Here is a 25,256-nt window from a genome sequence, read left to right as displayed (position 1 = left end):
CTTCTTATTGATTTTTTTCTTCTAAATTTGATGCAAAAACCTTTTTAGGATCCGGATGAGACTGCCTTAAAAGCAAACCGAGTCCCCACCAAAACAATTGCGGTCCGGCAGGACGATCTCCACGATAAAGAATGCGGATAAGACCGTATGAAAACAAAGCCAAACCAAGCATTCTGCTTAAAAACATCGGCTCTGAATGATTGAAAAAGCCGCGGACGCTGTCCCGCAGCGAGCGCAAAGAATCGTTTATATTATCTCCGACGGTTAAAATTCCGGTTGGAATAACCGTCAGCTCATGCACGGCGTGTTTTCCGGCTAGAGAATGCGACATACTGTCAAAGAGGGCATCAATCACCTTTTCACTTTGGTCATAAACCACTATTACGCTTCCCGTAACCGGATTTACCGAAGCCTTCAGAATTCCCGGAAAAACTCTGATCAGCTCTTCAAGATGCTGACATGCTTCTTTTTCGTTTTTAAGTGCTTTGCAAACATAGCGACGACGTCCCGGAATTCGGTGAACAATAACCATCCCGCTGTTACCGGAAAAAAACAATTTACCTATAGATTCTCCGACCCTTATTCCTAAACTGACTCCCGGTACATTCATTTTTTCACTCCTTTACGGGTATATTCTGCATAAGCACCGTTTAAAAGTTCGGCTAAAAAACTATTAGGCTTTATATTCTGCGGTTCATATCTAAGAACAACTGAACCGGTTATGCGGTTAATCGTAAAATCAGACAGCTCCTTAATGGAACTTAATTCCCTCTTTACTTTCAAGTAAAGCTCGTCATCGTGCTTTAACTTCGGATATATAACTCTGACGCGCCCTTGAATAAAATGAGCAACCTCAACTTCATTCAGAATGTACGAAGCCTTATCCGTTGGAATTCCAAGCTTATGCAAAAAATTTTTAAACATAGCCAATTCCGTTACCTTACAAAAACCCAAATTAGTTAAAGATTACTACAATAACTCAATCACAACTATTATACCCCTACTCTAACTCATAACAAACTTTTCTACATAACAAAAAACAGTCCGCAATTTAAAAAATATATTCTGTAAAAAACTACAAAATATCCACAAGTTTCCCACAGCTTTACCCACATCCGTAAATTTTTTAATGAAAAAGATTTGACTTTCACAAATAAAATTTTTCTAAAAAAAATCGGCCTTCAACTCCAAATTTTGCACAAAAGCGCATAGGAATGCTACTTACCGCAAAATCGATCACCCAAACTACAGAAAATCATCTAAATATGGCTGTCTTTAAATTTTCCCGTAACAGACAAAATTTCCCACAACCACCGGCAAATACGCAAGCGTAAGCGGTTTTATATATAACATATTGATAAATAATAAAATATTTACAGATAATTAAATTTTTACTTAAATTACCCACAGCTGCAGCTTGGCTTATATATGCATTTTCCCCACCGATTTTGACAGATTCCACAGAGTTTCCCACAGGCTGGGGATTTTTTTTAACGACCTTTGCTTGACTTTGTTAAAAATTTCAAAAATGAAAGTAAAATTCAAGTAAAACACTTATAAAAAAGTGATAAAGTCCACATTTTTTATCCTGATACAGAATAGTTTTTATGCTTTTGTTTACTATTTTTATCTTGTCAAGCTGAAAAACTTATTTTCCCCACAATTTGGCAAAATCCCACAACTTTCCCACAGGCTAAAAAAAATTTTACGGTTTTTTCTTGACTTTCACAGGTGAAATAAACCCTCTTTTATCGCGGGATTAAATTTTTATCCCACAGCCAAAACCCGATAAGAATGCGCTTTACAGAAAGATCCCACAAAGTTTCCCACAGATTTTAAAGAAATTTCCCACAATAAGGATTTTTCTAAAAAATTCCCCCAAAAACCACAAGCCCTTGTCCGATCAGGGTTTTACAAGGATTTAACACTTAACATATTGATAATTAAGTATTTTTACTCTGTCAAGATTTAATTTATAAAAATTTCCCACAGTCTGCAAATGCGCATTTAATGCACTTTTCCCACAGATTTTGACAGATTCCACAGGTTTTCCCACAGGTGTGGATAATTATTTTTTTATCCCTCTTGCTTTTAGCAAAATTTTCACAAATGAAAACACGCCACAACAAATATTTTTAAAGAGCGGCTTTTCCTATTTGCTAAAATAGCCGCATGAAAAAAGCAGCATCAAACAAAAAAAATCTTCCGGCTCAGCGTCTTCTGCGCTCCGGAGCCGTCACCGCGGGCGCAACCTTTATGTCCCGCATTTTAGGCATGTTCCGCGACATCGCCATCGCAGGATTATTAGGTGCAGGACTTAGCGCCGACGTTTATTTCTTTGCCAATCGCATTCCGAATTTCTTCAGGCGTCTTTTTGCCGAAGGGGCTTTCGCACAGGCTTTCGTTCCGGTCATGACCAAAACCAAGCGTGATAAAAGTGAAAAGGAGCTTAAAGAGCTTGCCGCAAAATCCGCCGGAACATTGGGACTTATTGTCCTAATAATCTCAATTATCGGTATGATTCTCTCTCCCGTAGTTACGGCAATCTTCGGCTGGGGATGGTTTGAGGCTTGGTATAAAGGAGAAAGCGATGCCGATAAATTTATAGAAGCTTCGCAGCTGCTGCGCATTACCTTTCCCTATCTTTTCTTTATTACCGTGACGGCGCTGTGTTGCTCAATTTTAAATATTTTCGGGCGCTTTGCCGTACCGGCCATCATCCCGTGCATTTTAAATCTGGTGCTGATAGCCGCAGCATACTTTATCGCCCCGCATTTTGCCGACCCCAACCTTATTCTTGCCGCGGCAATGACGGCAGGCGGCGTATTCCAGCTGCTCTTTGTCCTGCCTTTTGTCTATAAAACGGGACTTTTATGTCTGCCGCGCTGGGGATGGAACCACGAAGGGGTTAAAACCATCCGCACCTTGATGCTTCCCGCACTGTTCGGAGTTTCGGCAAGTCAATTAAACCTTTTGGTAAATACCGTTCTTGCTTCATTTTTAGCCACCGGAGCCATCTCCTATCTTTATTATTCGGACAGACTGCTTGAATTCCCGATAGGAATTTTTGCCGTCGCCATTTCAACTGTGATCCTTCCTGCACTGTCACGCGTCAATATTAAAGAAGATCATAGTACTTACGAAAAAACTTTAGATTGGGGAGTTCGCCTGGTACTTTTGCTGGGTTTGCCTTCAATGATGGGCATTATTGCGCTGCGCGAACCTATTTTACGCGTGCTCTTTATGCGCGGAGCCTTTACCTCCGATCATGTTTTGTTGTCATCCGCCTCTTTAATAGCGTCAGTCTCGGGGCTTTGCGCAATCATGCTGGTCCGCGTTTTAGTCCAAGGATTTGCCGCATTGCAGGACACCAAGACCCCTGTGCGCTGCGGTATAATTTCAATGGGTGCCAATATCGTCTTCAATCTAATCTTAGTCTGGCCCTTAGGCTACGTAGGCCTGGCCCTGTCAACCGCTCTTGCCGCATACGTCAATGCAGGTCAGCTTTTATACCTTTTATACAAAAGAAAAATTTACACCCTGTCTTCCTACTCCTTAAAGTTCATAACCAAGGCTCTTGTCGCCGCACTGTTAATGGCTTACGTCGTACGCCGTTTTGCCCCTGACTTTAACGAATGGATTTCAATGTCGACTTTGCAGGCCTCACTGTACCTTGCACTGTTTGTAGCGACGGGCGCCGCTACATTCGTTTTGTCCTGTTTAATCATGGGAATAAGACCGCGCGACATCAAGATGTAAAAAGTTATCACTAAAAAGCTTAACCTGGCGCACGCTTATTGAATAAAGTCACTGCAAAAACACGCGCTTAACATTATGATTATCAATAAGAAAGGAGATAAGCTAAGGAGCGCGCTATGAAAAAATATAATAACTTATTAGCAGTAATTGAACCCAAACGCGATTATCAGGTGGCTTTAAAGCGTGCAATTGAATTTACCCGGTATAATCCGAATGCAACCATTACCGCTTTAAGGCTTATTTACGACTTTTCTTACGATATCCATATCCTCAACCGTAAAAAAGAAAACAGCACCAAAGAGGAAGTGGAAAAAGTACATCTTGAGGCTCTTGAGGCTGAAATCAAAAAATACGCCAATCCCGATGTTCATGTTATTCCTAAAGTGATCTGGGCCAAAGATCTGGGCGAAGCCATCATTGATGAAATGATTAACGGCAATTATGATTTGCTTATAAAAGGTGCCAACCGCCACGGAGTTTTAGACTCAATCATCTTTACTCCGATTGACTGGTATCTTTTAAGAAACTCCCCCACTCCGGTCGTAATCGCTAAAGAACATCCGTGGGACGCCAGCGGCAATATCGTCGTAGCACTTGATTTCACCTCGGGACAAAAGCGCAATACCAATATCAAACTGCTGCGCGAAGCCCAAATGCTCGCCACCATCACCAAAGGCAAAATTCATCTTATAAATTCCGCGCCGGTTCTTTTGCCTACCGTAATGCTTGAAGTTCCCAACTACGCCCCTGAAGTATACGCCGAAAGCATCTTAAAAGAACATCAGCGTCGTCTTATTGAATTTGCCAAGCAGCATAATATTCCGCCTGAGCAGTGCCATATCGAAGAGGGATTGCCTGAAGACGTCATTCCGAATCTGTGCCGTGTTCTTGCTCCGCAGGCCGTACTTATCGGATCGGCAGGACGTTCGGGAGTATCTGCCGCTTTCATCGGTAATACCTGCGAAGAAATAGTAGACTACATTGATGCTGACTTATTTGTTTATAACAATAAGACCATTGATGAAGCAAAAGACTAGATAAGTCTTAAACAAAAAATTCCCCGATGCGGGGAATTTTTTTCTCATGCAAAGAGCTGCAAGCTAAATTAAAACCGTAAAGCCGAGCTTAACGGAGATTATTTTTTAGAAAATTTCTGTCCGTGTTTAAAATGAACGAACAGAAACACCAGAATAAAACCGCAGATAAAATGTCCGCAGCCGCTTAATACCAAGGCAAAAGCCCAGCCAATCGAATAAAGAAGTCCGTCGCCTAAAGAGGCAATTGTCATTAATGCGCTAAATGAGGTGAAACCTCCCAAAAAACCGGTCTGAAGCAAAGGTTTATACCAATTGTTATCCATAAGCTTAAATACCGATAAGCCGATAAGGATCCCCATGAAAAAACAGCCTAAAATATTGGCAAGCGACAAATTGGCAATGCTGAAACTTACCGACTCAAGGTAAAAACGCAAAGCAGCTCCGATCCCTCCGCCCACAAAAGTCAAAAACCAATCGGAATGCTCCAATTTTCTAATCCTGCGTCTTACGGTAACTACCTGCTTTCTAAACACATATTCCATTTAAACAAGACCTCCGCAGGATTTACCTAAAGTAAATGCTAAATAGCCAAGACAAACGGTGCATACGACATAATATAGCGTTTTTAAAAACTCCCGGTCTTTTACCAGCAAAAACATATCGGAACAAACGGACGACAGAGTACCTAGCGATCCGATAAAGCCCGAGGCGATAACCGCTTTTAATTCAAACGTCAGTTCAAGCGGCATAACTATGCCTATAAAAAAAGCCGCCAGAATATTGGCCGCTATAGTTCCTATCGGGAAATCAAGAGTTACCTTTTTACCGAGAATTTGACAGCCGAGTCTTGCCAAGGCGCCTAATCCTCCGGTCACGAAAACCGCAGCTATTAACGTAGGCATATTTTTCTTCACATCAGTAAAATACTTATTAATATATTGTACGCAAAAACCCGTCAAACTCACGCAACACAAAGTTTAATCAGCTTTTTTTTCACCCTTTTTGTATAATTAACCACAGAAAATTAACTAACAAAGCGTTTTTTAAGAACTTACTTGATAACTTAAAACAAAAAAGGACTAAGGTTCATGACTGATATTTCAAATTTAGAACCAAAGGCAGTATGGTCACACTTTGCAGATTTTTGCGCCATTCCTCATCCTTCAGGACACGAACAGGGAATTGCTAAGTATTTATGCGAATTTGCTAAGAAAAACGGTCTTGAATATAAAGTCGAAGAATGCGGCAACGTAATTATCAAAAAGAAGGCGTCCAAAGGTTATGAAAATAAAGACACCGTAATTCTGCAATCCCATATCGATATGGTTCCGGTAGCAGACAGCTCCGTTGTGCATGACTTTTTAAAAGATCCGATCATTCCCGTAGTTAAAGACGACGGTTTTGTTTATGCCAAAGGAACGACTTTAGGTGCAGACGACGGAATCGGTGCCTGTACCGCTCTTGCCATCCTTGAAGATAAAGAACTCAATCACGGTCCGCTTATTGCCGTCTTTACGGTTGAAGAAGAGTCGACCATGAAAGGAGCCATCCTGATTGCTCCTGAAATCCTCAAAGAGGGGAAATACCTTATCAATCTTGATTCGGAGGATGATGATTTTCTGTTCGTTGCCTGCGCAGGCTCCGTCGATATCAATTTAAAATTCACATCCGAGCGCATCGACGTTGAAGACACCAAAGCTTTTAACGTATGTTTAAGCGGTTTAAAAGGCGGCCACAGCGGTACCGATATCAACAAAGGCAGGGCTAATGCCGCCGAAGTTTTAAGTGCGGTTTTGCTTAACGTCTCAGATGATACCTGTGACGTATTCTTAGCAAATTTCACCTCAGGTCATGTCAGAAACTCCATTCCGTCCACAGCGCAGGTTACGGTGAAAGTCCCCGGCGACAGAGCCGATGCGTTCGTTAAAGCCGTAGAAGAAAGCTTCTCTTTTTATCGGGACTTTTATAAAGAAACCGATCCTGATATGACTTTAACCGTAAACGAGACTGACTGCGCCAAAGCTTTCGGACTTACCGACACCCAAACATTCCTGTCCCTTATTAGAGCATTGCCTCTAGGACCTATCCGTCCGTGGGATGTAAACCCTGAAATCGTTGAGACTTCAGTAAATTTAGGCTTGGTTTCAACTGATGACAACAGTTTGTCTTTATGCCTCATGCCCCGCTCCTTAAAAGAAAGCGGACTTGATGACATAATCGCTAAATTAAGCGCTTTTTGCAGCTTAATCGATAACCTTGAAATTGAAATCGACAATCGTCATCCGTGTTGGGAATCTCCGAGCGAAAACAGCTTGATTTCCTGCCTTAACGAAAATTACAAGGAAATAACCGGTAAAGACATGATTGTTACTGCGCTGCACGCAGGTCTTGAATGCGCTATGTTTGCCGCCAAGGCACCCGATTTACAGCTGGTTTCTTTAGGCGCGACCATCAACAGCCCGCATTCACCCTTTGAACGCGTTTCCATTCAGGGCACCAAAAACGTATACGAAGCTGTAAAACGTACATTAAGTCAGTTATAGGCAAGGAAGTATATATGCGTCAGAACACCTCATCTCCAAGGAGCAATTTGCCGTTCCAGTGTTTCCATACATGCACGGCTCCGGGAACCAATCATAAAACCGTAGTTTTATACGTCCGCGGAGCTAATCCGCGCCGCTTAAGCTGTAAGCTCGTATCCTTCCCGCAGCATGAGCCCAAGCGCGTTGAAATGCTCTATATCGGTTCCAAGTCCGGAATTCACCGTTTTACGGCAAAGCTTACCGTCGATGAGGGTGATAATTTTCAATGGTACTGCTTTAAGATTTCTTTATTAAATTCTTCATCGCAAACTACCGATGTCGTATGGTACAGCTCTTTAGGCATGTCGCGCGAATGCCCGCTCATACATCACTGTTTTGCCTTTGAGCTCAATGCAAGACATCCTTATTGGGTCAAAGATTTGGTTTTATATGAAATCTTCCCCGATCGTTTTGCCTCTTCTAAAGATTATTTCACCATTGACGCCGATCATTACGCTGCCGACACCCCTATTCACGCCAACGTTTTTGAATACAAAAACCTTGACGAAGTTCATTGCGGCGGAGATCTGGACGGTATCGCCGCCATGCTCCCGTACTTAAAAGATATGGGCGTAAGCGGTATTTGCCTTACTCCGATTTTTAAAGCCCCCTCCCCTAAAAAACTTGATACCGAGGATTATGACGTAATCGATCCGCATTTCGGCGGCAACGGTGCATTAAAGCGCCTGCGCCAAACGACATCCGATCTCGATATGCGCCTTATTTTAAGTACTACCTTAAATCACACCGGAGACAACCATCCGTGGTTTGACCGCATGGAACGTACCGGCAAGGGCGCACTGCATCATAAAGACTCACCTTATCGGGATTATTATTCATTTCTCCCCAACGATCAGGCAGTATATTTTAACGACAATCCTAATTGTCCTAAATTAAACTACGCCTCCCGCGCTATAAGACATATGATGTACAAAGGTGCCAACAGCGTAGTCAAAAAATGGATTTCCGAAGCTTATAATGCCGACGGTCTTATTATCGCCCATGCCTCGCAAATCGGTGATAACGGAACATCCCGCAACAATCTAAAGCGCCTCGGCCAAATCTGCCATGAAGCTCGTTCAGTGCATCCTGATTGCCTTATGATAGGCGATTACCGCTCCGATGCCCGCTATGTTTTAAATACCGACGAAAACTTAGACGGCGCGATTAACTACACCGGCTTTATCAGCCCGATCCGTGCATTCTTCGGCGGCGTGAATTTGACGGGAGATCCTATTCCTTACACCGGCGAAGATTTTCGCAGAACCTGCGAAAACTATTCCGTTGGCGTTGCCCAGGAGATAAAGCTCTGTCTTATAAATCAGCTTGATAACTCCACGCTGCCGCGTTTCTTTGAAATTTTAGGCGGAGAAAAATCTTTATATCTGTCGGCTTTGGCCGTTCTTTTCACCTGGCGCGGCATACCTTGTCTCTATCAGGGTGACGAACTCGGCGATATTCTTGATCAATACGAAATCGGTCCGAGCTCACCTCTTCCTTATATTGCCATGCGCGATCACAAAGTTACGGCTTACTCAAAAACCGTAAGTACAGCGATAAAAGAGTTAAGCGACATCCGCCGCAGCAACCCGGCTTTAACCTTGGGTTCTTTGGTCTTCATCACTTCAGGCGGTGCTTATTTCGGCTATATCCGTCTTTACAATAACCGCTTCTCCATAGTTCTTGTCAACGCTTCACGCCAGGCCATGAAGATTGAACAGGGGTCAATTCTCTTCCCGCTGCTTGCCGCCATGTATCTGCCCGATGACAATACCGCAGATTCCGACAATAATGCCGATTCGGGTGAAAGCTTGCTAATTCCTCTTTCAGGAAGAAATATCCGTCGTACCGATCACGGTGAGGGACTTGAGGCTTTATTCGACTTATTGTCAAAGGAAAAGCTGTCGGTTTCCTGCTTCGGTCTTACCAAGAGCTCGGATGAATTCTCCGCAAACTTCATTAAAGAGCTGGTTGCAGGCAAGACCATAACCATGCCGGCACGCACCACGGTTATTATTAATAACGAAGAAAAGGTTTAAGCCTCCACTGCTTAGCTAAATTCAGATACCGGCAAAAATTAAGGCACCAAATTACAGTGCCTTAATTTTTGTATAGAGCTTAATTTAGGCTTCAGTTTTTTCTGCCTTCATCGATTCTTCCAAGGATTTAAGCTCCGCCTCATCATGCTCTTCCTGCTCTTTATTTTTAAACTGCGACATATAAAGACCGGCATATACCCCGTTTTTAGCCAACAGCTCGTCATGGGTCCCTGACTCTACGACCAAACCGTCATTGATAACCAAAATGGTATCGGCATCGCGAATCGTCGATAAACGATGCGCAATCACGATGGTAGTGCGGCCTTGCATTAAAGTATCAAGAGCTTTTTGCACAACCTTTTCCGATTTATTATCCAAAGCCGAGGTCGCTTCATCCAGGATGACAAGCGGAGCATTACGAATTAAAGCACGCGCAATGGACAAGCGCTGTTTTTGACCTCCTGACAATGACACGCCGCGCTCGCCTATCACGGTATCAAGGCCGTGGGGCAAGCCTTTAACAAACTCGTCTAAATACGAGTTTTTAAGAGCTTCATGAATTTCTTCTTCCGTTGCATCAGGCTTGGCACAAGTTATGTTATGGCGAATCGTTCCTTGGAACAGAAAACTGTCCTGAAAAACTACGGCAATCTGCGAGCGTAAAGAATCCAAGGTGTAATCACGCACGTCATGTCCGTCAATCAGTACAGATCCCGAATCGACTTCGTAAAGACGCGGAATAAGCGAGCACACCGTAGTTTTGCCGCCGCCTGAATTTCCGACTAAAGCAATCTTCTTGCCCATCGCCACTTTAAAAGATATGCCCTTTAAAATCTCGCGATCTTTGGTATAAGAAAAATGAACGTCTTTAAATTCAATACCATCCTTTATGGTAGGAAGTACCAGTTTATCTTTATCGTTGGCCTCATCCTCAAAGGATTTTGCTTCCAATAACTCATAAATGCGATCAAGTGCCAACAAAGCCTGCTGAACGCTGATAAAGTTATTGCCGATAGTTTTAATCGGGGTATAGAGCATAATAAGGGCGGCAAGGAAAGACACGAAAGCGCCTGAGGTAATGGTGCCGTTTAAAATCAGCTGCACGCCGAAATACAACACTCCGGCTACACCTATTGAGCTCACCAAATGCATGACAGGCGACAACCAATTTGTATCGCGAACCAGCTTGATGCCGATATCAAAAAGAAAATCAGCTTTGGCCTTAAACTGTCTGAACATCAAATCGGCAAGACCGAAAGCTTTGATGACACGGTTGCCTTGAGTGGTTTCGTTATATAAAGTGATAAGCTGAGTGTTGCCGACAACGGAGCGTGAAATGATTTTTTTGATGCGTTTGCGGACAATACGCAAAGGCAGAATCAAAAACACCAATACGCCCAAGGCAACCAGCGTTAACTGCCAGGAGTTATAAACCAAAACGCAGACTAAAGAAACCGATGAGAAAAACTTGGTCAAAAACAGTTTTATATTGGCGATAAGACCTGCCGAAGCCTGATCGGCATCGTTAAAAAAGCGAAAGATTACAGATCCTGAATTATTTACATCAAAAAATCTGGTTTCAAAAGTCAAAAGCTTTTTGTAAAGCTTGGTACGAATCGACAAACTTATCTTTCCGCCGACATAGCCGTTAACAATTGAGGAAAGATAAATAAAAGTACCTTGGATCAAAGTAAAACCGATAATGACAAGCGGCACGTAGTCGGCAAAAGACTTCTGCTGCTCAATCATCACGTTATCCATAAAGGGTTTAAGAAAAGCCGCAATAACCGCGTCAAGGGCACCTACAGGAATTGTCAGTAAAATACCCAATGCCGCCATAAACCAATACGGCTTTAAAAACGGCCAAAACTGCTTATATCCGCGGATAAAACTGGTCGTTTTCTGATTTTCGGTTTGACTTAAGATTATGGGGTAAAATTTTGAGTCTTCTTTTTTTGCTTGCTGTTTTTTTTCTGCTGAAGGCTTTTTCTTATGCAAAGTTAAACTCCCAAACGAAAAACCCCCGCATAAGCAGGGGCTTTATTGCGGTACTAAACACATATAGTACCATTTTTTGTTTAGCTTTTGATTACTTTACAAACTTCATGGCGCTGCGGGCAATCACGAGCTCTTCATTGGTCGGGATCATGAAAACCTTGACCTTGGAGTTCGGAGTGCTGAGTTCGCCGCCTTCAAAGCCCAAACGGCCCAAAGCTTTTTCATTAAGCTCTTCGTTAATCTCAATGCCAAGGCTTTCCTTAAGCATTGCACAGGTGATCTTGCGTGCTTCCCAACAGTTCTCGCCGATACCGCCGGAGAAGATGATGGCATCAACATGGCCAAGCGGAACATAGTAAGAAGAAATGAACTTAGCCAAGCGATAGCAGAACATATCCATAGCCAAAGTGCACTTAGGCTCGCCGTGCTCATAACCTTCACAGATAGGACGCATATCGGAAGAAATTCCTGATAAAGCGAGCAAGCCTGACTTCTTATTGAAGACTTCCTTAACTTCTTCAACCGACATATTGAATCTGTCGCACAGGAAGAAGACGACTGAAGGATCGATTGAACCGCAGCGGGTACCCATTACAAGACCGTCAAGCGGTGTAAGGCCCATGGAGGTGTCTACGCACTTACCGCCTTTAACTGCAGCAACGGAAGCACCGCCGCCCAAATGGCAGGTAATGACGTTGGTTTCCTCAAGCGGCTTGTTCAAATATAAAGCAGCCTGCTGTGACAGGTACATGTGGCTGGTACCGTGAGCGCCGTAACGACGAATTCCGTATTCAGTGTAATACTGCTCGGGGATTGCAAAACGATAAGCAATCGGCGGCATAGTCTGATGGAATGCGGTATCGAAAACTACAACGTGCGGAATATTCGGGAAAGACTCGCGGGCAGCGTTAATACCTAAAAGGTGAGCCGGATTGTGCAAAGGAGCAAAAGGAATTACCTTCTCAATATTGGCAACTACTTCATCATCAACCAAGGTAGGCTCGCTGTAAAATTCGCCGCCGTGAACGATACGGTGACCGCAGGCTACGATGGAGCTCAAAAGTTCAGGGTGGGAAGCAAGAATATTATCAACTAGATATTTTAAAGCGTCACCGTGAGTAGCATTAGGAATATCGGCTTTCTGCTTATCCTCTTTACCGAAACGCCAGGAAATGAAGGCTTCAGGCAAAGTCATGGCTTCGGCGATACCGCTTAAATAGACATGACCGTCGTTCGGATCCATAATGGCAAACTTAACAGATGAACTTCCGCAATTGATAACTAAAACAGTTTTTGAAACCGGAGTAACCATGATATGTCCTAAACTCTTATGTTGTATTTAAGTAAATAGTAAAAGTCTCACTAATGAGACAAAAAACGATTAGCATCTCATTTTAACATCTAATAAAATTTGAAATAAGCAAAATATTAATTAATCAGCAGTTATTTTTCAGGATTTTGAACATGATCAACGTTGCACCGCTGCGCCGCAGCTATACGATGTCGGGGCTGTCCCGCGAAGATTTGACGGAAAAACCGATAACCCTATTTGAAAAATGGCTTCAAGCCGCTATCGATGCCGGTCTTTACGATCCCAACGCAATGGTGGTATCTACGGTCAATAAAGAAGGTCAGCCGCACTCAAGAATCGTGCTTTTGAAAAATTATGATGAAAACTCACTGGTGTTTTTCACTAATTTAGGCAGTAAGAAAGCCCATGATATTGCCGACAATCCTAAAGTATCCGTTCTTTTCCCCTGGTATTTTTTAGAGCGCCAGGTAATTTTCACCGGAACAGCTAAAAAACTGCCTATAGGCGACGTATTAAAATATTTCCACTCCCGTCCGCGCGACAGTCAATTGGGTGCCTGGGCCTCCCATCAGTCAAGCCGAATTTCCGCCCGCTCCATATTGGAAAGCAAGTTTATGGAGCTTAAGGAAAAATTCAAAAACGGCGAAGTGCCGCTTCCTTCTTTCTGGGGAGGATACCGCGTAACCTTTGATACCGTTGAATTCTGGCAGGGAAGAGAGAACCGTCTGCACGACAGATTCTTTTATCAAAAAGACGCAGACGGCAATTGGCAGGAACCGGTTCGTTTGGCGCCGTAATACGGCGCCTTAGCTTTGGCTAAAAAACTACGGTCTTATTGCTGTGGATGAAGACCTTATCGGCTAAGATTTTATTTAAAGCCCTCATCAGAACCAAGCGCTCGACGTCGCGGCCGGCTCGGGCCATGGATTGAGCGCTGTAACGATGATTAACCTTAATTACATCCTGTTCGATAATAGGACCTTCATCTAGATTGTCGGTAACGAAATGAGCTGTAGCCCCGATAATTTTCACGCCGCGGTCAAAAGCCTGCTGATACGGTTTGGCACCGATAAAAGCCGGCAGGAACGAATGATGAATATTGATAAGTTTGCCAAGCGGAAAATGCGCCACCATTTTAGGTGACAGAATTCGCATATATTTGGCCAGCACGACATAATCGGGATTGTAGCTGTCTATAAGCCGGCACATCTGTTCTTCATGCTCTTCGCGGCTTAGTCCTTCATGCGAAACCCAATGAAAAGGGACGTTAAATTTTTCTGCCAAATCCCCTAAATCAGGATAATTGCCCGCTACCATGACGATATCGGCGTTAAGCGCCCCTGAATAGGATTTCATCAATAAATCGCCGAGGCAATGCGCTTCTTTGGTAACCAGAACCGCAAGCTTTCTGCGCACTGTCGCATCATTCAATCTGACTTTTGCGTCAGGAGGAAGATTGCTTTTTACTTCCGCGAGAAAATTCTCGCTTACTGAAAAATCACCCTCAAGAACGGAACGCATGAAAAACTTTTTATCTTCATGAGAAGCATATTGATCCTGACGGATAACGTTGAAATTATATTTAAAGCAGGCCCCTGTTACTTTGGCAATCAAGCCGACGCCGTCGGAGCACTCGGTTAAAAGAATTCTTTGTTCCATTACTCGTTTTTCTTCTAAAAAAGTATCGAAAGTTTCTAAATTTTAGCGATTATGCAGATTTTTAGCATAGTTTGCACTATTTTAGCACACGAAAAACGCCAAATAACTACAGTTGCTCTTTGCTATAACCCTAAAAGGCGCTATAGTTAAATCCTAAGTAAGAATATAACTTTTTTGCAATATAAGGGTTGAACACAAATGACCGAAAAAACACCTGATTTAGACAAATACGCCACCCTTAATATTCCTGGGCACGATCCCATCACTCTTCCGATATTAAAAGGCACGATGGGCCCTGAAGTTATAGATATCCGAGCTTTGGGCAAAAACGGTTACTTCACTTATGATCCGGGATTTGTATCGACAGCATCCTGCAGCTCGCGCATCACGTTCATCGACGGCGCCAAAGGTGTTTTGCTCTACCGCGGCTATCCTATCGATCAACTGGCAAATAAAGCCAATTATCTGCAAGTATGCTATCTGCTTTTAAAAGGCGAATTGCCCAATAAAACCCAGTATAAAGAATTTGAGAACAAAGTAATTCACCATACTTTGATTCATGAACAAATTACCTCTTTGTTCAATGCGTTCCGCCGTGACTCCCACCCGATGGCAATTATGTGCGGTATCGCCGGAGCTTTGTCGGCGTTCTATCATGACAACCTTGATATTTATGACCCGGAGCATCGTGAAAGAACCGCCATCCGTCTTATTGCCAAGATCCCGACGCTTGCGGCCATGGCCTATAAATACTCCATCGGTCATCCTTTCGTTTATCCGCGCAATGATTTAAGCTACGCAGGCAACTTCCTCTACATGATGTTTTCAACTCCCTGCGAACCTTACAAAGTAAATCCGGTTATTGAAAGAGCGCTGGATAAAATCTTTATTTTGCACGCCGATCACGAGCAGAACGCTTCCACCTCATCCGTCCGTCTTGCAGGATCATCAGGAGCCAATCCTTATGCCTGCATCGCTGCCGGCATCGCCTCGCTATGGGGCCCCGCCCACGGCGGTGCCAACGAAGCCTGCCTTAAAATGCTTGAGCAAATCGGTACCGTAGATCGCATTCCTGAATTTATTGCAAGAGCAAAAGATCGCAACGATCCGTTCCGTCTGTCCGGTTTCGGCCACCGCGTTTACAAGACTTACGATCCGCGTGCCGTGGTTATGCGCCAAACCTGTCATGAGGTTTTAAACGAGCTTAAGATTAAAGATCACCCTATCCTTGACGTCGCCACCGAGCTTGAGAAGATTGCCCTTTCTGATGAATACTTCATTGAGCGCCATCTCTACCCCAACGTCGATTTCTATTCAGGCATCATTTTAAACGCCATCGGCATTCCCACTTCAATGTTTACCGTGATTTTCGCCCTTGCCCGTACCATCGGCTGGATTTCGCATTGGAACGAGATGCAGGAAATGCCGGAAAGCCGTATCGGACGTCCGCGTCAGATCTACATCGGCAAACCGTTGCGCAACGTCAAAGTTTTAGGCAATCGCTAACCTTTCATTCCTCCGTAGCAATCTCCTTGAAACAAGTTTATTTTAAGGGGGTTGCCTTTTTTTCTCTTATTTTTCTTTCATAGTCTTATAATTGCCGGCGTAACTTTAACTTACCGACGGACACGATATATGACTAAAGCAGAACTTGCAAAAAGATATTTTATATTTTTCCTTTCATTATGGATTAACGGCTTCGGCGTTGCTTTAGTAACCATCGCCGCTTTAGGCACCACCCCGATATCAAGCGCATGGTATGAAATATCACTGCACACTCCTCTTACCTTCGGTATGGTCACGATGCTCGGGAATCTGATTTTAATCACTTCCCAATATTTCATGCTAAAAGACAAAAAAGATAAAAAAGCATTATGGGGGCTTTTCTCACAAATCCCCGCCACTTTGCTATTCTCCGTATCAATTGACGTCAATATGTTCATTTTGCAAAACTCGATTGCGGAGCTTCACTTTTATCTATACCGCTTTGCACTGCTTCTTCTCGGCTCTATTATCCTTGCTTTCGGCGTAGCACTTGAAGTAAAAGCAGACGTTGCGTTGGTGGCAGGTGAGGCTTTCGTCAAAGCCGTTTGTGTGTTCTTACATAAAGAATTCGGAATAATAAAAACCTGTTTTGACCTATCATTAGTTTGCCTTGCCGTAATTATCGGACTTGTCTGCACTAACTTCACGGAAGTTGCCAGCGTTAGGGAAGGAACACTGGTAGGAGCTTTAATGGTCGGACCTTGCGTTAGGATCATAGCTCCGCACCTTGGCTTTATCGACAGATTCTTCGGCAGCGTCACGACAGCCGCGAAAGAGCAGGCGGATTTTGCCTTTAATCCCGTTATCACCATTTCGCGCGAATACGGCTGCGGCGGCAGGATCTTAGGCAAGATGCTTGCCAAAAAGCTAAACCTTAAATTCTACGACAGTGAAATCATCACGCTTATCGCCAAAGAAACAGGCTATTCTGAAGAATACGTATCACGAAACGAAAACCGCTTGGATAATGCCCTGCTGTTTCAAATGATAATGCAAGATTATGCCGTTCCTCTTGATAAGTCTTTATCAAAACAGGATGCTTTATACGTGGCAAGTGCCAAAGTTATTCGCAAACTTGCAAGTGACGGACCGTGCGTTATCGTAGGACGCGGTGCCGATGACATTCTAAAAGACAATCCTTTATGCGTTAAAATCCGTCTGTTTGCCTCCTTTGATTCAAAGCTTGAGCGTTGCCTTAATACCTATCACCTAACTAAAGAAAAGGCTTTAAAAGCGATGAATCTTTTTGACAAGCGCCGTGCCGAGCACTACGCACACTATGCAAACGCCGATATCAATGATATCCACCGTTACGATTTGGTGCTTGATTCAGGAGCAATCGGACTTGATGAATGCTGTAATTTGATTTGTGATTTGTTTAAGTACAAAGCAAATAATGCAGCTCAAAAAGCTTAAAAGCTTTTTTAATTTTGCTTAAGTCCAATCAAAAGCGATTGTCGTAATCGGCTCGTGCGGTTTTAACTCTTTAGAACTTTCGCTTTTTTCTTCAACCGGCACAACGGGGCTGTCTTCACTTTGAATGTAAGATAGTTCCTGTGCCTTAGTTAAAGTATCCTTTAACGGACTTATGGCATCAGCCCGGCGCAGCATCACTCCGGCAATGACAATCTGCAGCATGGTCTGGACCATCATTCTGCCTATCATTAAATCATCGCCTTTAACATCACCGAACTGACCGCATTTTAAAGTAAGAATGGACTCGGAGCTAATCGGAGTTTTATCGGGGCATACCGCAACGATGGCGGCTCCGTTTTGTCTGGCGCTTTTTACTGCCGAAAGCACATCAAGCGATCTGCCGGTTGCCGAAATCGCGATTAACAAATCGCCATGTCTTAAAGAAGCGCAGCTCATGCGCATTAAAGCCGAATCAGTCACTGTCTCGCAAGCAATTCCCAAACGCAATAAGCGTGAACTGCAGTCAAACGCGGCAGCAGCCGACAATCCTTGAGCTGCAATAATGACGCGGCGCGACTGACTTAACAAATCAACGGTTCGTGCCAAAACCGTAAGATCAACGGTTCGGGACAGATCACGCAGCATGGCAATCGTGGTATCTATTACTTTATTTGCTACATCCTCAACGCTGTCCCCGCGTTTAACCCTGTCAGGAAGGCTATGACTGTCTTTTGCCATAGTCGCGCCTAAAGCAAGCTTAAAATCAGGAAAACCGTTAGCTCCGAAGCGCTTGCAGAAACGACAAACCGTAGGCTCGGATACTTCGGCTCTTTTGGCAAGCTGAGCGATACTTTCACTTACGGTAAGCTGAGGCTGGGCTAAAACCGCAGCGGCAATTTTTCGCTCGGATTTCGATAAGTCATTAGCCATCGCGGAAATGCGATCAAGTAAGTTCAATGCCATAACGCACCGTTAGTCTTCTTTTGCTTGTGCTGCTTTTTGCGCCAGACGCGCTGCCTTTTTAGCGCGCTTGGCCGCAAAATCAGGTTTGCCGATATTCTTGGTTACGCGCCAACGTTTTTTTACTTTAGGCTTCTTTTCTTCTTCGTCTTTGCGTTTGCGATCAAAACCGCCTTTACCGCCTATCGAGGCGCGGCCGCGTTTTTGCGTAGAAAGCTTCAATTCAACATCTTTAGGGAATTCTTCACAAACACCCTTAATCGTTCTTCTTTCTACGACTCTATCGGTATAACGCTCGATTGCCTGAAGTTTTTCCAAATCGGCACCTTCGACAATACTTATAACCACACCTTTGGCTCCGGCGCGGGCGGTACGACCGGCGCGATGCACGTAAACTGCGGCTGACGTCGGCAAATCATAATTGTAAACATGCGTTACATCAGGCAAATCAAGGCCGCGCGAGGCAACATCGGTGGCTACCAAAATATCCGCCGAAGAGTCGGCAAAGCGGCGCAAGGCGGCTTTTCTTTCGTTTTGGGACAATTCGCCCTGAAGAGAGGCAAAAGCAAAGCCTGCTCTTCTTAATTTTCCCGACACATCGGCAAGACGATTTTTAGTCTTTACGAAAATAATGGAACGCCCCTGAACCGTAGTTAAAAGATGCTTTAAGATTTTAAATTTCTGCTCGACATCATTGGCAAAATATGCACGTGATGATAAAAATTCGGGAAGCTTTTCATCATTTTCACCGCCTGCTCCCAAACGAACCTCTATCGGATCATTTAAGACCTGACGAGCAAAATCATTGATACCGAAACCTTCGAGCGTTGCGGAAAACAGCATGGTCTGATAACGATTTGCAAGCTCTCTTACAATACTTGCCACATCGTCTCTAAAGCCCATGTCAAGCATGCGATCCGCTTCGTCTATTACCAAAATCTCGACGGTTGACGGGTCAAACCAGCCCTTTCTTAAAAACTCAAGCAAACGCCCCGGGGTCGCCACAGTGACGGTTCCCGTTTGCTCTCGCTGCAGATCGCGGCCCGCTCCGCCTATGATGGTTGCCGACGTATAAGGGGCATCGGGAATGGCGCTGATTAATGAAGCGGCAACATCCGCTACCTGAACGGCAAGCTCTCTTGTAGGCTCCAGAATCAAAACCTTAACGCCCACGGTATTTTCAAGAGTTAAAAGACGGGATAAAGCCGGCAGTAAAAACGCAGCGCTCTTACCGGTCCCGGTAGGAGCTCCGCCTAAAATATCATGCCCTTCAAGCGCCTTAGGTATAACCAAAGTCTGTACGGCGGTAGGCTGCTGCCAGCCCTGGGCCAAAGCACAAGCAACGATTTCTTCAGGCAGATCCAGATCGTAAAAGGACATTACACTCCCTCGCGGCCTTTGCGGCCTTCATGACATTTAATGATGGTCGCAATCATATCTTTGCGTGACTTGCTGTCAGGCTCGGCACTGCCGTGCAGCCAGCGAAACAGTTCCAAATCGGTGGCTTTTAACAAATCGATATAAGCATCAACCGCTGCTTCATCCATGTTCGGCAAATCATGTTCGACAAAAGGCAGCAGCATTAAATCAAGCTCGCGCATACCGCGTCGGGACTGCCACTTTATCTTTCCCCATTCAATATCCTGCATATAAAACTCCTAAACCGCAACCGGTGCTTTAATTACCGGATAAGGATCGTAATTTATCAGCTCAAAATCTTCATACTTATAATCAAAAATAGACGGAGCTTTACGTTTTATAAGCATTGTCGGCAGCTGACGCGGAGTGCGGGACAGCTGTAAATGAGCCTGCTCAAAGTGGTTGCTGTAAAGATGAGTGTCACCTCCGGTCCAAACGAAATCGCCTAAACCCAAATCACACTCTTTGGCCATCATCATGGTTAAAAGCGAATAACTTGCGATATTAAACGGAACGCCCAAGAAAAAGTCACAACTTCTTTGATACAAAAGACAGGACAATTTTCCGTTTGCCACATAAAACTGAAACAAAGCGTGACACGGCGGCAAAGCCATTTTTTCAACATCGGCAGGATTCCAGGCACTGACGATGATACGACGGGAATCGGGATTATGCTTAATCATGTCTACGGCATTTGAAATCTGATCGATTACTCTGCCGTCAGGCGCCGCCCAAGAGCGCCACTGCTTTCCGTATACGGGGCCCAAGTCTCCGTTTTCATCTGCCCACTCATCCCAAATGGATACGCCGTTATCCTTTAAATATTTAATATTAGTATCACCGCTTAAAAACCACAGCAACTCATGGATAATCGAACGCAAATGAACTTTTTTGGTAGTTAAAAGCGGAAAACCTTTATTTAAATCAAAACGCATCTGAGTTCCGAAAATCGAGCGGGTACCAGTTCCGGTACGATCGTTGCGATCAACTCCCTCATCTAAGATTCTGCGCATAAGGTCAAGATAGACTTTCACTTCCGACTCCTAATTATTACTGTATTCAGCGCTTAATGCATTATCTTTGGCTTTATCAAGAGCGATAATCTCACCAAGTCCGTGTTCTTTAGCGTAATTTTCATACAAAGCATGAATTTTATCGGCATGCGAGAGCTTTATGGCTTTATCGCATAGAGACAGCAACTCTTTGGCCGAAACTCGGCGAATTATAAACTTAACTTTGGCAATTTCCGAGTAATTCATGCTTAAACGGTCATAGCCCAAAGATAAAAGCATCAAAGCACCGAGCGGCATGCCGGCAAGCTCGCCGCAAATGGATAAAGGCTTATTAAGTTCTCTGCTCTTATCTACAAGATACTTAAGACAGCGCACGACCGACGGATGGAAGAAATCGTAAAAGCGTCCGACCTTAGGATTGGATCTGTCAACAGCGAGCAGATATTGCATCAAGTCGTTACTGCCTATGGAGAAGAAATCTACTAGCGGAGCGTACTCGTCTATCATATAAATAACGCTCGGGACTTCAATCATCATGCCAAAACGCGGCGGGGTGAACGGAGTATTCAGCTCGTTTTGAACTTCGGCGCACACCAAGGCAAGAACGTTTTTAACTTTCTCGACTTCATCTAAAGATGAAACCATCGGGATCATGATTTCAAGATTCTTATATTTAGCATGAGCCCGAACCAAAGCGCGCAATTGAGTATGCATAATATGCGGTTCGTCAAGAGAGACTCTGATGCCGCGCCAGCCTAGTGCCGGATTTATTTCATTTATCGGCAGATAAGGCAGCCCCTTGTCCGAGCCGATATCCAAAGTACGGATGCACACCGGATCGTTTTTAAATTTCTCAAGAAGCGCACAATACCAAGCATACTGCAGATCTTCTGGCGGGAAACTCTTGGTAAGCATGAATGCGATTTCAGAACGATACAAACCGATGCCGTCGGTCTCTTCCGACACATCAGCATCATCCGAGCTGTTAAGACCTGCATTTAACTGCACGCTGATGCGCTTGCCGTCCAAAGTTTGGGCATCAAGCTTTCTTTCGGCATCAAACATATTGCTTTGTTCTTGAGACTGGTTAAGCAGCTCCAAAAACTCATCGACTACCGACTGCGGCGGATCAAGCAGCACTTCGCTGCGCTTACCGTCGACAATCATCATATGTCCGTCGACCGCGTTTAAATCAATATCAACTCCCATTACTGCCGGAATATTCAGATCGCGGGCCAAAATTGCGGCATGCGAACTGATTGAACTGCCCGAAACGACAAAACCGGCAATTTTTTCGCGCGGCATTTCGGCAACCAGGACGGCAGGCAGATTTTCGGTGACGAGGATAACCTTGTCTTTAAGATCAAAACCGCGGGAGGCATGAATCAAGCGGGAAATGAGAACCTGTCCGAAATCTTTAAGATCGGCGCATAAATCATCGTCACCGTGAAGTTTGGCCGCATTCATTCTGCCTTCTATGACCTGTTTTACGGCAGAGGTTGCATGCAGGCCTTGAGAACAAATCAGCTCATCGACTTCAGTCATGAAATTCTCATCGTCAAGAAGTTTTCCATAACTTGAGATATAGCCGAAAGCTGCTGTTCCGTGATCGTTCTCGCGCATATTAAGAGCGGCGCGATCCATTTCGATCTGCAATTGGAAAATTGCCTGCTGGAACAATTCCTGCTGAAGAAGCGGCTCTTCGGTATGCAGTATTTTTACTTCATCAAAAGAAATATCGGGACGCCACACGAAAGCCTGGGCTACGGCAAGATCTCCCGTCCCCGAGGTACCGCGATAACGGGTTACGTTAGATTCTTTCTTTTCGCTTTCCGAGCGGGCGATAATCGAGCCGATTTGTGCAGACAGAGTTACCATAAAGGACTCTTCGGCAAAACCGAATTGTCTTTGCTCTTTACTTTGAATAACCAAGACACCGAGAAGCTGCCCCTGATCCATGACCGGAACGCCTAAAAACGAATGATAAGCGTCCTCGCCGATATCGGGCATATATTTAAAATTCGGGTGGGAGGGCGCATCGGCAAGGTCAAGAAGCTTACGGGAAGATCCGACAACACCGACAAGACCTTCTTTAAAATTAAGAGTTACTTTGCCCACTGCATTTTTAGACAAACCGTCAGTTGCCACCAAACGGTATTTTTCTCGTAAATTGTCACAAATATACAGTGAACAGCAATCGGAACCTATAGCTTTACGAATTCTGGAAACCAGAACCTCCACGGCCTTTTCAAGTGAGCTTTGTGCTGATACTTCTTCCGTTATCTCGCGTAAAGCAAAGAGGATCTGATTTTGTCTTTCGTCCATTTAAATCAACCTCCGCGTCTGCGGGCTTTATGATAATTTTTAATTTCAACGACAGGAGACTTACCGAACAATGCCGCCGGGGCAAATTCAGTTAAAATCCGGCGGTAAACATCGCGTTTAAATGCGACGACCTGGCGCACCGGATACCAATAACTAACCCATAGCCAATCGTCAAATTCGGGATGTCCCCAACGATTAAATTCAATTTTTATCTGCGAGTCATTGGGCATATAAAGCAAAAACCATTTCTGCTTTTGTCCAAGACATACCGGTTCTTCCGTCCAACGAATCAAACGTTTGGGCAGACGATAACGATGCCAGTAACGGGAAACGGCGAGCAGTCTGACGTTTTCACGTCTTAACCCCAGCTCTTCATACAGCTCCCGATACATAGCTTCGGTCGGGGTCTCACCCGGATCCACTCCTCCTTGAGGAAACTGCCAAGAATTCTGGCGGATCCGCCGAGCCCATAAAACCTGACCTTTGCGGTTGCAGATAACTATACCCACATTGGGTCTGAATCCGTCTTTATCTATCACAGCAAACCGCCTAGTCTTTAATTCTTTAGCCTCTTCCCCAAAGTCCGTACTTAAGGGATTTTTTTGCTTTTTCTCGTAATTAAAATGCCATTTTTTGCGTCAACAAAAAAAATTGCAAATGCTTTTTTTAGCATCCGAACAACGCGTTGACGGCAAACGAAAATGTTTTAAATTACAAACAAAAAAAACAAAGAGCTCAATAAATAAATTATCGCACAGATTAAAAAAATTTAAATCTGAGCAGATCTCAATAATCAGAGTTTTTTTCTCGTATAACAGAGAGTTTTTACTCTAAATGCTCATGCTGTTTTCGTTTGCAACTTTGTCCTTCGTCATTGACGGGTTAAAATGAAAAACATTCCTTAATTTGAAAAATTTTTTACTTACATGTCTTTTAAAAATAAACTTGTCTCTCCGTATTCCGTTGACGCCCCTCAATCTCTTGACGAGCTTAAGGAAAGACTTGAGTCTATAACCGGCAAAACACTTTTGGAGCTTGCCGACAAAGCTTTGGTTCAACTGCCGCGCAATACTACAAGCGGCAAAGGATTTACGGGAGAACTGCTTGAAATACTATTGGGAGCCAGCGCAGGAAACTTGCCGGTTCCCGATTTCCCGCAGCTAAGGCTTGAATTAAAAACTCTGCCCGTTGATAAAAACTTAAAGCCGCTTGAGTCAACCTTTATCTGTCATGCTCCGCTTATAAATAAGCGCAGGCAGCGTTTTGAAGATTCGGCTTTATTTTGCAAGATTTCATCCATTTTGTTTATTTTCGTGCTGGCTTCGCGTGATCTGCCGTTTGCCGAACGCAAAATTATGGGATTTCATTTCTTTAAACCCAGCGCTGAGGAGCTTTCCTTAATCAAAGAAGATTGGGAAGAACTTATGGAAATGGTTAGTCTCGGACAAGTTCAGCAAATAACTGCACGCTACGGCACAGTTATTCAAATGCGTCCTAAAGCTGCCGACGGCTCTCAACTTACCGACTGCATCGGTCCTGACGGAACGATGATAAAAACCCGTCCCCGCGGTTTTTATATGCGCAGAGCTTTTACTCAAAAAATTATAGAAAAAATCAAGGCCGCTCATTTTCCCTCTTAAGGTGAGCCGAACCTCATTTTTCTATAACAATTTGTATAAAAACGCTTAAATTTACTATTTATCAAATTTTTAGGCTTATAATGCACGTAACGCAATGATCCAAAGAAAATTAATATCAGGAGAACATCATGAGCGTTTCTAAGAGATTTACTCCTAAGAAAGTTACTATTGCCTTTTATATTACGAAAGAAGCCGCTCTGGGAGCTGCAAAAATTGATTTATTATGCGAACACAACGGCTGGGAGCCTGTTGCCATGAAACCGCAGAAAAACGGTACTTATCGCGGATCTATTACTATCGCGCGCGGCATTCAGGACAAATATCAGTATCGCTTTAAGTACACCATGCCTGACGGAAGTGTAAAATTCGATAACGATTGGAATGCTGAAGAGTACTGTCCTAATCCTTTCGGCGGAGATAATTCCGTATTTACCATGTTTCCCAAAAAATAATTCATAAAAAGCTTGACAGAGCTCAAACTTCTCCCTATAATGCACGCATCAACTCAATCGCGGGGTGGAGCAGCTCGGTAGCTCGTCGGGCTCATAACCC

The 25,256-nt window shown here is 44.0% G+C and carries 23 protein-coding genes; 9 read left to right on the top strand and 14 right to left on the bottom strand.

Translation table 11 applies throughout. From position 1 onward, the window contains the following. Nucleotides 1-4: 4 nt before the first annotated feature. The 3 genes from QZ019_RS00820 to QZ019_RS00810 form a co-directional block, all read right to left on the bottom strand. On the bottom strand, nt 5-610 hold the full coding sequence (locus tag QZ019_RS00820; protein WP_295481656.1) for an HMA2 domain-containing protein: 606 nt from the start codon (nt 608-610) through the stop codon (nt 5-7). Further along, the gene (locus QZ019_RS00815; protein ID WP_295481654.1) at nt 607-924 is read right to left on the bottom strand and encodes an HMA2 domain-containing protein; all 318 of its coding nucleotides are present in this window, start codon (nt 922-924) and stop codon (nt 607-609) included. Before QZ019_RS00815 ends, QZ019_RS00820 begins: the two co-directional genes overlap by 4 nt. Before the next feature lie 331 nt (nt 925-1,255). Continuing rightward, nucleotides 1,256-1,462, bottom strand: a complete 207-nt coding sequence (locus QZ019_RS00810) for a hypothetical protein (protein WP_295481653.1) — start codon at nt 1,460-1,462, stop codon at nt 1,256-1,258. Nucleotides 1,463-2,172: 710 nt separating this feature from the next. Between QZ019_RS00810 and murJ the strand changes: the two genes are divergently transcribed. Together murJ and uspE are read left to right on the top strand one after the other, a co-directional pair. Beyond that, the gene (murJ, locus tag QZ019_RS00805) at nt 2,173-3,759 is read left to right on the top strand and encodes a murein biosynthesis integral membrane protein MurJ (RefSeq protein ID WP_295481651.1); all 1,587 of its coding nucleotides are present in this window, start codon (nt 2,173-2,175) and stop codon (nt 3,757-3,759) included. Between the two features lie 116 nt (nt 3,760-3,875). Next, nucleotides 3,876-4,796, top strand: coding sequence for a universal stress protein UspE (uspE, locus tag QZ019_RS00800; RefSeq protein ID WP_295481649.1), 921 nt, complete (start codon nt 3,876-3,878; stop codon nt 4,794-4,796). Nucleotides 4,797-4,894: 98 nt separating this feature from the next. Here the strand turns inward: uspE and QZ019_RS00795 are convergent, their stop codons facing one another. Continuing rightward, nucleotides 4,895-5,338 (bottom strand): CrcB family protein, encoded by a 444-nt coding sequence (locus QZ019_RS00795; protein ID WP_295481647.1) that lies wholly within the window; start codon nt 5,336-5,338, stop codon nt 4,895-4,897. Continuing rightward, nucleotides 5,339-5,698: a CrcB family protein gene (locus QZ019_RS00790; RefSeq protein WP_295481644.1), complete on the bottom strand. Its 360-nt coding sequence runs from the start codon at nt 5,696-5,698 to the stop codon at nt 5,339-5,341. It abuts the gene before it with no gap. Between the two features lie 186 nt (nt 5,699-5,884). Here QZ019_RS00790 and pepD point away from each other — a divergent pair, with 186 nt between their 5' ends. Both pepD and QZ019_RS00780 read left to right on the top strand, forming a co-directional pair. Further along, complete coding sequence (gene pepD, locus QZ019_RS00785; RefSeq protein ID WP_295481642.1) at nt 5,885-7,339, top strand: beta-Ala-His dipeptidase; 1,455 nt, start codon at nt 5,885-5,887, stop codon at nt 7,337-7,339. 14 nt (nt 7,340-7,353) lie between these two features. Further along, nucleotides 7,354-9,417, top strand: a complete 2,064-nt coding sequence (locus QZ019_RS00780; protein ID WP_295481640.1) for an alpha-amylase family glycosyl hydrolase — start codon at nt 7,354-7,356, stop codon at nt 9,415-9,417. Between the two features lie 84 nt (nt 9,418-9,501). Here QZ019_RS00780 and QZ019_RS00775 read toward each other — a convergent pair whose 3' ends face one another. Both QZ019_RS00775 and QZ019_RS00770 read right to left on the bottom strand, forming a co-directional pair. Beyond that, on the bottom strand, nt 9,502-11,415 hold the full coding sequence (locus QZ019_RS00775) for an ABC transporter transmembrane domain-containing protein (RefSeq protein WP_295481638.1): 1,914 nt from the start codon (nt 11,413-11,415) through the stop codon (nt 9,502-9,504). 91 nt (nt 11,416-11,506) lie between these two features. Then, nucleotides 11,507-12,727, bottom strand: coding sequence for an acetate kinase (locus QZ019_RS00770; RefSeq protein ID WP_295481636.1), 1,221 nt, complete (start codon nt 12,725-12,727; stop codon nt 11,507-11,509). A gap of 152 nt (nt 12,728-12,879) precedes the next feature. On the opposite strand from QZ019_RS00770, the gene pdxH reads away from it, so the two are divergent. Continuing rightward, on the top strand, nt 12,880-13,524 hold the full coding sequence (pdxH, locus tag QZ019_RS00765) for a pyridoxamine 5'-phosphate oxidase (RefSeq protein WP_295481634.1): 645 nt from the start codon (nt 12,880-12,882) through the stop codon (nt 13,522-13,524). Between the two features lie 19 nt (nt 13,525-13,543). On the opposite strand, the gene purU is transcribed toward pdxH, so the two are convergent. Continuing rightward, entirely contained in the window at nt 13,544-14,386 is an 843-nt protein-coding gene (purU, locus tag QZ019_RS00760; protein WP_295481632.1) for a formyltetrahydrofolate deformylase, read from the bottom strand. 198 nt (nt 14,387-14,584) lie between these two features. On the opposite strand from purU, the gene QZ019_RS00755 reads away from it, so the two are divergent. Together QZ019_RS00755 and QZ019_RS00750 are read left to right on the top strand one after the other, a co-directional pair. Then, nucleotides 14,585-15,892: a citrate synthase gene (locus QZ019_RS00755; protein WP_295481630.1), complete on the top strand. Its 1,308-nt coding sequence runs from the start codon at nt 14,585-14,587 to the stop codon at nt 15,890-15,892. 129 nt (nt 15,893-16,021) lie between these two features. Beyond that, nucleotides 16,022-17,347 (top strand): cytidylate kinase family protein, encoded by a 1,326-nt coding sequence (locus QZ019_RS00750; protein ID WP_295481628.1) that lies wholly within the window; start codon nt 16,022-16,024, stop codon nt 17,345-17,347. Nucleotides 17,348-17,365: 18 nt separating this feature from the next. On the opposite strand, the gene QZ019_RS00745 is transcribed toward QZ019_RS00750, so the two are convergent. From QZ019_RS00745 to rppH, 6 genes are read right to left on the bottom strand one after another with little or no spacing between them, the layout of a single operon-like run. Further along, a complete protein-coding gene (locus tag QZ019_RS00745; RefSeq protein WP_295481626.1) occupies nt 17,366-18,310 on the bottom strand; it encodes an SIS domain-containing protein in 945 nt (314 codons plus the stop codon). 9 nt (nt 18,311-18,319) lie between these two features. Further along, nucleotides 18,320-19,687: a DEAD/DEAH box helicase gene (locus QZ019_RS00740; protein ID WP_295481624.1), complete on the bottom strand. Its 1,368-nt coding sequence runs from the start codon at nt 19,685-19,687 to the stop codon at nt 18,320-18,322. After that, on the bottom strand, nt 19,687-19,956 hold the full coding sequence (locus QZ019_RS00735) for a succinate dehydrogenase assembly factor 2 (RefSeq protein WP_009142702.1): 270 nt from the start codon (nt 19,954-19,956) through the stop codon (nt 19,687-19,689). Before QZ019_RS00735 ends, QZ019_RS00740 begins: the two co-directional genes overlap by 1 nt. 9 nt (nt 19,957-19,965) lie before the next feature. Then, nucleotides 19,966-20,760 carry a thymidylate synthase gene (gene thyA / locus QZ019_RS00730; protein ID WP_295481622.1) on the bottom strand — a complete coding sequence of 265 codons (795 nt, stop codon included), beginning with the start codon at nt 20,758-20,760 and terminating at the stop codon, nt 19,966-19,968. Between the two features lie 9 nt (nt 20,761-20,769). Further along, nucleotides 20,770-23,064, bottom strand: coding sequence for a phosphoenolpyruvate--protein phosphotransferase (ptsP, locus tag QZ019_RS00725; RefSeq protein ID WP_295481621.1), 2,295 nt, complete (start codon nt 23,062-23,064; stop codon nt 20,770-20,772). 5 nt (nt 23,065-23,069) lie between these two features. After that, the gene (gene rppH, locus QZ019_RS00720; RefSeq protein ID WP_295481619.1) at nt 23,070-23,603 is read right to left on the bottom strand and encodes an RNA pyrophosphohydrolase; all 534 of its coding nucleotides are present in this window, start codon (nt 23,601-23,603) and stop codon (nt 23,070-23,072) included. 387 nt (nt 23,604-23,990) lie between these two features. Between rppH and QZ019_RS00715 the strand changes: the two genes are divergently transcribed. Then, nucleotides 23,991-24,704 (top strand): DNA mismatch repair protein MutH, encoded by a 714-nt coding sequence (locus tag QZ019_RS00715; RefSeq protein ID WP_295481618.1) that lies wholly within the window; start codon nt 23,991-23,993, stop codon nt 24,702-24,704. A 128-nt stretch (nt 24,705-24,832) separates the two neighbouring features. Further along, nucleotides 24,833-25,156 carry a hypothetical protein gene (locus tag QZ019_RS00710; RefSeq protein WP_295481616.1) on the top strand — a complete coding sequence of 108 codons (324 nt, stop codon included), beginning with the start codon at nt 24,833-24,835 and terminating at the stop codon, nt 25,154-25,156. Nucleotides 25,157-25,256 lie beyond the last annotated feature (100 nt).

Source organism: uncultured Succinatimonas sp. (genome assembly GCF_905203285.1).
In the GTDB taxonomy this organism is placed as follows: domain Bacteria; phylum Pseudomonadota; class Gammaproteobacteria; order Enterobacterales; family Succinivibrionaceae; genus Succinatimonas.
The sequence above is the reverse complement of the archived record's forward strand: the minus strand, read 5'-3'. Positions and strand labels throughout refer to the sequence as shown.